This window comes from Ensifer sp. 22521 (assembly GCF_052044795.1).
Lineage (GTDB): Bacteria > Pseudomonadota > Alphaproteobacteria > Rhizobiales > Rhizobiaceae > Ensifer.
The window spans coordinates 23,592-31,530 of sequence record NZ_JBQENM010000044.1 but is presented as its reverse complement, the minus strand read 5'-3'; the positions used below and the strand labels follow the sequence as shown (position 1 = coordinate 31,530).

General features: G+C 61.6%; 8 protein-coding genes. 3 read left to right on the top strand and 5 right to left on the bottom strand.

Annotated elements, in window-relative coordinates; all coding sequences use genetic code 11:
- The 4 genes from ACTJKE_RS34850 to ACTJKE_RS34835 all read right to left on the bottom strand — a co-directional run bounded on the left by ACTJKE_RS34850 (position 1) and on the right by ACTJKE_RS34835 (position 5,292).
- Positions 1-1,974, bottom strand: a complete 1,974-nt coding sequence (locus ACTJKE_RS34850; protein WP_440692136.1) for an amidohydrolase — start codon at positions 1,972-1,974, stop codon at positions 1-3.
- A 527-nt stretch (positions 1,975-2,501) separates the two neighbouring features.
- Entirely contained in the window at positions 2,502-3,380 is an 879-nt protein-coding gene (locus ACTJKE_RS34845) for a helix-turn-helix transcriptional regulator (RefSeq protein ID WP_440639679.1), read from the bottom strand.
- 62 nt (positions 3,381-3,442) lie between these two features.
- Positions 3,443-4,243, bottom strand: a complete 801-nt coding sequence (locus ACTJKE_RS34840; protein WP_440661833.1) for a helix-turn-helix domain-containing protein — start codon at positions 4,241-4,243, stop codon at positions 3,443-3,445.
- Between the two features lie 155 nt (positions 4,244-4,398).
- The gene (locus tag ACTJKE_RS34835) at positions 4,399-5,292 is read right to left on the bottom strand and encodes a LysR family transcriptional regulator (protein ID WP_440661832.1); all 894 of its coding nucleotides are present in this window, start codon (positions 5,290-5,292) and stop codon (positions 4,399-4,401) included.
- A 99-nt stretch (positions 5,293-5,391) separates the two neighbouring features.
- On the opposite strand from ACTJKE_RS34835, the gene ACTJKE_RS34830 reads away from it, so the two are divergent.
- Both ACTJKE_RS34830 and ACTJKE_RS34825 read left to right on the top strand, forming a co-directional pair.
- The gene (locus tag ACTJKE_RS34830; protein ID WP_058322577.1) at positions 5,392-5,853 is read left to right on the top strand and encodes a cupin domain-containing protein; all 462 of its coding nucleotides are present in this window, start codon (positions 5,392-5,394) and stop codon (positions 5,851-5,853) included.
- Between the two features lie 100 nt (positions 5,854-5,953).
- Positions 5,954-6,769: an arylamine N-acetyltransferase family protein gene (locus tag ACTJKE_RS34825; protein WP_440661831.1), complete on the top strand. Its 816-nt coding sequence runs from the start codon at positions 5,954-5,956 to the stop codon at positions 6,767-6,769.
- Between the two features lie 55 nt (positions 6,770-6,824).
- On the opposite strand, the gene ACTJKE_RS34820 is transcribed toward ACTJKE_RS34825, so the two are convergent.
- The gene (locus ACTJKE_RS34820; RefSeq protein ID WP_058322575.1) at positions 6,825-7,058 is read right to left on the bottom strand and encodes a hypothetical protein; all 234 of its coding nucleotides are present in this window, start codon (positions 7,056-7,058) and stop codon (positions 6,825-6,827) included.
- Between the two features lie 493 nt (positions 7,059-7,551).
- Here ACTJKE_RS34820 and ACTJKE_RS34815 point away from each other — a divergent pair, with 493 nt between their 5' ends.
- Entirely contained in the window at positions 7,552-7,938 is a 387-nt protein-coding gene (locus ACTJKE_RS34815; RefSeq protein ID WP_440661830.1) for a methylated-DNA--[protein]-cysteine S-methyltransferase, read from the top strand.
- Position 7,939 lies beyond the last annotated feature (1 nt).

Genomic DNA, 7,939 nt, shown 5'->3' with positions numbered 1-7,939 from the left:
TCACACGGCCCAGCAGGAGCAGCCGAGTGCGCCGAAGAAGCCCTTGAGATCGGCGATCGGCAGCTTTGACGTCCAGGCGCCGGCATGGTCGTGTCCATGCACGCCGCAATTGCTGGCGCAGCCGCACGCGGTGATCGCCGTGCGGCGGAGCGAGTTCTTGCCGGCACCATCGGGCTCGCCCCAGGCGGCATAGCCGCCGAAGGTGCGAACCGGCGACCAGTCGGGCATCGCCGGCGGCACCGGATTCTCGTCGTGGGAAGCGAAGTCGCCGGCCGCATAGACGACCTTGCCGCCGACCATCGTCAGCTCCGAGGTCAGGAACGAGATCTCGTCCTCGGAACAAGTGAAGTAATCCTTGTTCGGCACGATCAGGTCGGCAAACTGTCCCGTCTCGATCCGGCCCTTCTTGCCCTCCTCGTTGGAGAACCACTGCACCTTCTCGGTCCACATCCTCAGCGCCGTCTCGCGATCGAGGCAGTTGGCGCGCGGATAGAGCTGCAGGCCGCCGATGGTCTTGCCGGTCACCATCCACGACAGCGAGACCCAAGGGTTATAGGAGGCGACGCGGGTGGCATCGGTGCCGGCGGACACGTTGACGCCCTTCTCCAGCATGCGCCTGATCGGCGGCGTCGCTTCGGCCACGCCGTGGCCGTAGCGCTCGACGAAATATTCGCCCTGGTAGGCCATGCGGTGCTGGGTGGCGATGCCGCCGCCAAGCGCGGCGATCCGGTCGATCGACCGGTCGGAAATCGTCTCGGCATGGTCGAAGAACCAGTTCAGGCCGTCGAGCGGGATATCCTTGTCGACCTTCTCGAACACGTCGAGCGCGCGGCTGATGGTTTCGTCATAGGTCGCATGCAGCCGCCAGGGCCAGCGGTTCTCGGCCAGCACCCGCACGACCTCTTCGAGTTCGCCCTCCATCTCCGGCGCCATCTCCGGGCGCGGCTGGCGGAAGTCCTCGAAGTCGGCGGCCGAAAACACCAGCATCTCGCCGGCGCCATTGTGGCGGAAGTAGTCGTTGCCCTGCTTGTATTTGACCGATGAGGTCCAGTTCAGAAAGTCTTGCTTCTCTTCCTTCGGTTTCTGGGTGAAGAGATTGTAGGCCAGGCGAACGGTCAGCTGATCGTCGTCCGACAGTTTCTGGATGACGGCGTAGTCGTCCGGATAGTTCTGGAAGCCGCCGCCGGCGTCGATGACGCTGGTGACGCCGAGCCGGTTGAGCTCGCGCATGAAGTGGCGGGTGGAGTTGACCTGGTAGTCGAAGGGCAGTTTCGGTCCCTTGGCCAAGGTCGAATAGAGGATGCCGGCATTGGGCTTGGCCAACAGCAGCCCGGTCGGGTTGCCGTTGGCATCGCGGGTGATCTCGCCGCCCGGCGGGTTGGGCGTGTCCCTGCCATAGCCGACCGCCCTGAGGGCGGCGCCGTTCAAGAGCGCCCGGTCATAGAGATGCAACAGGAACACCGGCGTCTCCGGGGCGACCGCATTGATCTCGTCGATGGTCGGCAGCCGCTTTTCGATAAACTGGTGTTCGGTAAAGCCGCCGACGACGCGCACCCATTGCGGCGCCGGCGTGATCGCCACCTGGCGCTTCAGCATCGCCATCGCATCGGCGAGCGAACGCACGCCGTCCCAGCGCAGTTCCATGTTGAAGTTGAGGCCGCCGCGCACGACGTGGGTGTGGTTGTCGTTGAGGCCCGGCAGCACGCGCTTGCCCTTGAGGTCGATCACCTGTGTGCCCGGGCCGGCCAGCACCATGATCGTCCGCTCGTCGCCGACGGCCAGGAACTTTCCGTCCTTGATGGCAACGGCGCTTGCCGTCGGGTTGGCGCGGTCGAGCGTGGTGACAAGGCCGTTGTGCAGGATCAGGTCGGGCGTCATCGAGGTGTCTCCAGTCTGTTGGGCGTGTGTCGCGGTTGCCCTACCCAAGGCTAGGGCGGCGGCGGTTGCACCGAGAAACGAGCGTCGTGTCGGCATTATGCTGGTTCCTATCTATGGAGTTGCTGCCCGGCGCCCGAATACCTACGCCGTGGTCGCGGAGCCAGAAGGAAGATGGCAGGATCGACATGCCGCCGCACAGCAGATGACGGCGCCAATGTCAGGGGAAAGGAGCGGGTAAAATACCTGCGAAGGGGGGCGCCAAGCTGCCCGCAAAGTCACGCGATCAACGAACTGGCTGTCGAGCGGGCAGACGGCGCCAAGGTAGGTGAGATCAGAAGGCTGCGGGACGGTGGCGTAGCTGCCAGGATCATCGGCTTCTCCCAGATCAGTTGCCGGTTGCGGGACTGTTTCTCCAATATTGCTTTTATTCTACGCAGTTTCTTGTCGGGAATGTCTGCCTTTTGAAGATTCTCACGTTTAAGCAGCGAAATCTAACTCTGTGGACGTCCGGACGTTTTTCCCTGAACTTATCGCTGGTTGCGCCGCCAAGGTCGAGCTGGGGGCGAAGGCTTGTTCATCGTGCTTACCTTCATGCAGCCAACGGTCGCTCCCGTTTGGCCGATTCAGGTGCGCCGGTCACGCCTGAAACGAGCAGGCGTGATGCCCGCTATCAGGGAAAAGCTTCTGGTCAGATGGCTTTGGTCGGCAAAGCCACAGCGAATGGCGATTTCGGCGATTGGCAGATCCTGGAGCAGCAATTCCTTGGCACGGGCTATGCGGTATTCGGTGAGCCAGCGTAGTGGTGTGCGGCCGAAGCTCGCCTTGAAGGCTTGTATAAAGTAGCTCCGAGACAGCTCGCAGCTTTTTGCGAGCTCCATCATCGATAGGTGCCCGTCGAGCTGCGCGGCCAGGTACTCCAACGCGTGCTTTTCCTGCCAGGGAGCCAGCGTGCCCTTGCGCTCGCCCGGAAAATACAACCCGCCGTATTTTTGCACGAGATGTGTCATGATGGCGAGCGTGACTTGATCGACGAATAGCCGACTGGCCTGTTTTGGCCGCTCCAGCGCGGGCAGCAGCGCGTGGGCGAGGCCGAGAATGACGGTGTCGACTGTACCAGGAGGGCATTCGAAGCCCGTGAGGTCGGGCCGCCCGATTTCGGTGGCGAAGTCGCGCACATGCCGAAAGGGAATCCGGAAGCGCACGTTGTCGAAGGGCGATAGATGATGGCAGCGCCATTCCTCGCGCAGGTCCGTGATGGCAAGCGCCCCCTCGGGGTGGCCGCCTTCGAAAATCAGCGACGTACCACGCCAAAGCCGATGTAACCGAAAGTCGCGCAATTGCGTGATAATGCAGAAGGCGTCCTCGCGTGCGTTGGCCGGGCTTGGTGCTAAGTCTTCCCGATCGGACTTCAACCGCATTATGGAGATGGGAGACGCATCGACGATCGATCGGTGTATGGCGTCCGGCTCCTGGGGCTTTTCTGGGGCGGACTCCCTGTACATCGTGCACTCCCAACTAACAGCGAACGAAAGATTGCCCAACTTTCTTCGTTGAAGCAATTGGACTAATGGAGGCCTCGCCGCCGCCAAACTGAAGGGGTAACGCCAGTTTCACCGACAAATACCCTCTCAAAATGTCCGAGGTCGTCGAATCCGCACGCATGCGCAACGTCCTCCAGCGAGAGGGCATGGATGGCAAGGTGTGATTTCGCCCTGCCGATTTGCGTGGCGATTGGGCGTAGCGTGGTTCCGGGTTCCTCCCGCATAAGAGCCCCTTGCGCCTTGCCAGCGCTTCCCTCGATCGGCTCGCCATACCGGTGCAGGAGGTGGGCGCAGATGGCGACCGCCACGGGTCGCAGGGACGCCGGTGCCGTTCCGGTGCCGGCAAAAAATGCAAGCAGCGCGGTACCGAGATTGCGAAGCACCGAATCCGGTTCGCCGCGACGGCAGATCAGGCGTCGTCGTCCGATTTCCGGCGATAGCTCCGCAGTCTCGCTGAAAAGGGCTTTGGGTAGCACAAAGGCCAGCGAGCGCAGCCGACTGTTGAGGCGAATGGCCGCCCCGTCCGCGAGATCCACGAGGCAGATCGTACCGCGCGCGAAGTGGCGAACCTCGGTGCAGGAGCCATCCGCCCGAATGTCGGCGTGTTCGGCGTCGTCCAGATAGAGCATGAGGAAATAGGACTCGGAGACAGGGAGCCGAACGTCGTTTGCTTCATCGGCCCTTGCTTCATCGGCCTTGGGTTCCCGGCAAATACTGGTCACGGAAAAGGTCGCGTCGCGGATTGGTACAGTGGTCAAGCATGGGGCCTCAGGCGTTCCGAAGCAGACGCCCACGCATGCCATGTCTTTGCTATTTAAGTTCAAGGACAATCCCTTGGCGACATTTAAGGAACGATCTTGCAGAAGCAGGTTCTGCGCCCGGACTGTATTCCAGGCTGGGCCAAGGTGCAACGCGAAGACCGATTGAACTCGCGTTCAACGAGAATTGTCGAGATCGGCTCCGACGTCTTTCGCCTCGTCTATGTCCGCAGTTTGCCTGCCAGGAACGAGACGAAGCGTCGGACCTTTACCGCGATATGGCGATTGGCCGGATAGACCGCTTGCAACTGTACTGTGCTGATATGCCAGTCGGGGAGGAGACGTACCAACCGGCCCTGCCTGAGGTCTTCGCCAACGATAAAGTCGGGCAGGAGGACGATACCGACTCCCAGCAAGGCGGCGTCGCGCAGGCCAAGGCTGTGATTAAGCTCCAGCCGGGGCACGATGGGAATGCGAAACTCCTCATCGTTCCTTCTGAACGGCCAGATCCGCCCCCATCGTAATTCGGCGAAGTGTAGGCAGAAGTGGTGTGCCAGGTCGTGCGGCGTCTTCGGCGCACCATGCTCGGCTAGATAGGCGGGTGACGCGGAAATCACGAGTGACGATGTCGCCAGTTGCCGAGTGATGAGATTGATGTCGACTTCGAGGCGACCTCGGATTGCAAGGTCGAAGCCATCCTCGACCAGGTTTACGGCCCGATGCGACAGGTCCAGTTCGATGGACACGGCCGGGTTGAGCTTAAGGAACTCCGAAACTGCCGGCACGATCACCAGATGCCCGAGATCGGGCGGCGCTGACACCCGCAACCGTCCAACGGCTTCCTTCTGGAACGAGGTTGCCGTCCGTTCCGCCTCCCTTATCTGCGGCAGGATGCCCGAAAGCGCTTCACGGTAAGCGGCGCCCGCCTCGGTAAGAACGATCTTGCGCGTCGATCTCTGAAAGAGGCGGATGCCGAGGCGATCCTCGAGCTGCCTGACCTGGGCCCCCACCGTCGCGCGCGACATGCCCAGTTCGTCCGCAGCCTTGGTAAAGCTGAGGTGGGTGGAAACCGTCAGAAAGGCGGCAATCCCGTCAAGCGGATCCAGCGATTTCATGAGCGCGATTATCCGTTCAATGATGCCAAGTCATCGCTCTTATCATGAGACGAAGCACAAAGTAATCGATGGGTGTCCTCAAGCAGAAGGAGACCCGACATGAAGACATTCACTTACGCGGCGGTATCGCCGCCGGGACATGGAATGCCGGCAGCGGCGTTCGGCAACCACGTGATACGCATGATGGCCGACAACACAGGCGGCGCGCTGGGCATGCTCGAGGCCATCGTGCCGCCCGGGGAAGGCTCGCCGCTTCATGTGCACGAGCGCGAGGACGAGTTCTTCCGCGTCCTGTCCGGTTGCTTCGGCTTCTGGTGTGGCGGCGACTATGTCGAGTTGGCGGAGGGGGGCTGCATCGCACTGCCGCGCGGCGTGCCGCATCGCTTCCGGAACATCGGAGAGACGGAAGGCCGCCTCATGGTCGTCGTGACGCCGGGCAGGTTCGAGAATTTCTTTCCAATCATCGACCTCTGCAAGCCCGAAACGCCCGAGGAGATCGCCTCAATCGCGATGGGTTTCGGCCTGACCTTCCTGCCCGAGGGCAGTCGCAAGGTCGCCTGATCCGGCGGCAGACCGCCCCAAACGTAGTGCCGACAAACTCGACAACGGTCCATCGAAAGGAGACCGAAGGATGACACACGCGCCTTCACACGAAATCGGAATGAGCCTGACCGCCGGCCAGTTGGACGCCTATCTCGCGAGGATCCGGGTAGACCGGCCAGTTTCTCTCGACCTTCAAGGCCTGTCGAAACTTCACCGCGCTCACCTCATGACCTTCACCTGGGAGGCGCTGGATGCCTTCATGGGATGGCCGTCCTCAATCACTCCGGCATCCGCCTTCGCCAAGATGGTGGAGGGCAGGCGCGGCGGCTGGTGTTACGAGATGAACGGTCTCTTCGGCGCAGCACTTGACGCGCTCGGTTTCCGGGTAACCCGTCTTTGCGGTGCCGTCGACCGCGAAAGGCTGGGCAACATCTCCATCGGCAATCATCTGACCCTGCGTGTCAATCTCGACCGCCCCTATCTTGCCGAGGTCGGCGTGGCCGACGCCATCGTCGAACCCGTGCCGATTGCTGTCGGACCGTTCAGCCAGCGCGGCTTCAATTTTTCGATCATGCCGGCGGAGGATGGCTGGTTGCGCTTCAAAAACCATGTGCACGGCATCGCACACAGCTTCGATTTCCGTGCCGATTACAGCTGCGAGGCCGCCATGGCCGCCACGCATTCGTGGCTGATGCGGGACCCCGGGTCGCCATTCACAAACGCGCTGGCAGTGCTGCGTCATACCGCGGACGGTTATGTCGCCCTGCAGAATGATTGCTTGCGCACGGTCACGCCGGGCAGCGTTCGCGAACATCGCATCACAAGCGCGGACCATCTCGCGGACACGTTTGACACCGTTTTCGACCTCGAGATTCCCCGGCCTGAGCGAATCTGGGACAAGGTCCTGGCGATTGGCCGCGACAAGGCGGCCTGAAGGCGCGGCACCAATATTCTGGGGTTCGAAAAAAAACATCTATCCTTCGCGCAGTCTAGCGAATATTGCCGCGCTTTCGCAGGGGCATCGGCACGACCTCGGCAGATCGAGTGGGCTGTTCCATCACATCGGCGGGCTTGCCGTCGGTGTCCTGGCCGCACGCCGCATTGCCCATACGCTCGTCCCCGGGCCAAGCCGGTGACGGCGTGATCATCCGGAGTAATTCCGGACGCAGACCGTCGCCGCGCTGAGCGGCGATGGAATGCAAACCTCGTAGCAATGTCATCATGGCTCGACCCTCCGTCGTGATGCGGCAGCGGCCTTCAGGCCGCGCTGATGGTCCTCAGGGCCGTGGGATTGTCGCAGGCGCCACACGCACGGTTTCACACTGACGGCGGGCGGCGGCGATTTGTTGCCAACCAAGCTCCTGCGCATCGTGGATATTAGAGGGGTCCATTTGCAGCTCCGTCGGATTGCCAACGACGATACGGCTGCTTCTCGGGCACATGCGCTCCGAAAACTGCTTTCAAATCGAAATTGGCCGTTCACACCGGACGAGACGCTGACGACCAGCATTTCGATTTGAAAGCAAGGACCGGAGAGTGGCGCAATGCATCAGCTTCTAAACTCGTTTCACAACGAATGAAGAAGGTAAGACGATGCGTCAAACTATTCGATTTGCATGGGGCGCCAGTTCCCTCGGCGACTTTGTTGTCGCCATGTCGAACAAAGGGATTGTGGTGCTTGAATTCAGCTCGATGCGCACCGCGATGGAGGATTCGTTGAGTATCCGATTTCCGGAAGCCGAGCTTGAACGCGCCCAGCACGAACTTGCCGACGTGATCGAAACCGTGGCCGGCGCGATCGACGATCCGGCCAAGGTTTGCGATCTGCCACTCGATCTGCGTGGGACGCCGTATGAGGTCCAGGTCTGGTTCATGTTGCGGGAAATTCCTGCTGGCCAGACCACGAATTATGGGGCGCTCGCGGCCAAGCTCGGTTCGCGTGATCCGCGGGATGTAGCGGCTGCGATCGCCAACAACCCGATCGCCGTGATCGTGCCGTGCCATCGCGTCATCAAGAAGGATGGCTCGATTTCCGGTTATCGATGGGGTGTCCGCCGCAAGCGTGCTCTTCTGACCCGCGAGCAGCGCGCCACGGAGGAATGAG

Coding starts and splice junctions, on each gene's coding strand:
- ACTJKE_RS34850 (WP_440692136.1), bottom strand. CDS start 1,974: ATGCCGACACGACGCTCGTTTCTCGGTGCAACCGCCGCCGCCCTAGCC.
- ACTJKE_RS34825 (WP_440661831.1), top strand. CDS start 5,954: ATGAGCCTGACCGCCGGCCAGTTGGACGCCTATCTCGCGAGGATCCGG.
- ACTJKE_RS34835 (WP_440661832.1), bottom strand. CDS start 5,292: ATGAAATCGCTGGATCCGCTTGACGGGATTGCCGCCTTTCTGACGGTT.
- ACTJKE_RS34820 (WP_058322575.1), bottom strand. CDS start 7,058: ATGATGACATTGCTACGAGGTTTGCATTCCATCGCCGCTCAGCGCGGC.
- ACTJKE_RS34845 (WP_440639679.1), bottom strand. CDS start 3,380: ATGTACAGGGAGTCCGCCCCAGAAAAGCCCCAGGAGCCGGACGCCATA.
- ACTJKE_RS34830 (WP_058322577.1), top strand. CDS start 5,392: ATGAAGACATTCACTTACGCGGCGGTATCGCCGCCGGGACATGGAATG.